The organism is Mesorhizobium sp. WSM4829 (assembly GCF_055811475.1).
In genome coordinates this window covers 1-693 of sequence record NZ_JBVVQJ010000130.1, presented here as the reverse complement: position 1 = coordinate 693, position 693 = coordinate 1, and the positions used below count along the sequence as shown (strand labels likewise).

The 693-nt window shown below is 61.2% G+C and carries 1 protein-coding gene; it reads left to right on the top strand.

Annotation, left to right across the window (positions count from 1 at the left end):
- The coding region (locus AC0L17_RS34505) for a prolyl oligopeptidase family serine peptidase (protein WP_473518994.1) at nt 1-693 on the top strand (693 nt) is incomplete at both ends.

Below are 693 nucleotides of genomic sequence, written 5' to 3'. Positions count from 1 at the left end.
TATTTCGTCCATGCGTACCGCATCGGCTTCGACGGTGAGGGGCTGACTGAGCTCACGCCCGAGCCGGCCAACCACCATGTCGAGTTCTCTCCCGACGGCCGCTACTATGTCGATCTCTGGTCACGCATCGATCTGCCGCCCCGCATGATGCTCTACCGCGCCAGCGACGATGTCAAACTGATGGAGGTGGAGACCGCCGACATGTCCGAGCTCGTCGCCGCCGGCTGGCAGCCGCCACTCAGCTTCCACGCCAAGGGGCGCGACGGCAAGACTGATATCTGGGGCGTGATCCACCTGCCCGCCAATTTCGATCCGAAGAAGAAGTACCCGGTGGTGGAGAATATCTATGCCGGGCCCCAGGGCTCGTTCGTCCCAAAATCCTTCTCAGGGCGGACAGAGCCGCTCACGCAGCTGGGCTTCGTCGTTGTGCAGATCGATGGCATGGGTACCAACAAGCGCTCGCGCGCCTTTCATGACGTTGCCTGGAAAAATCTGAAGGACGCAGGCTTTCCCGATCGCATTCTATGGCACAAGGCGGCCGCCGCGAGGTATCCGTGGTACGATATCTCCAATGTCGGCATTTTCGGCTGGTCCGCAGGCGGCCAGAACGCGGTGAGCGCGCTGCTCTTCCATCCCGAATTCTATAAGGTCGCGGTCGCCAACAGCGGCTGCTACGACAACCGGATAGACAAG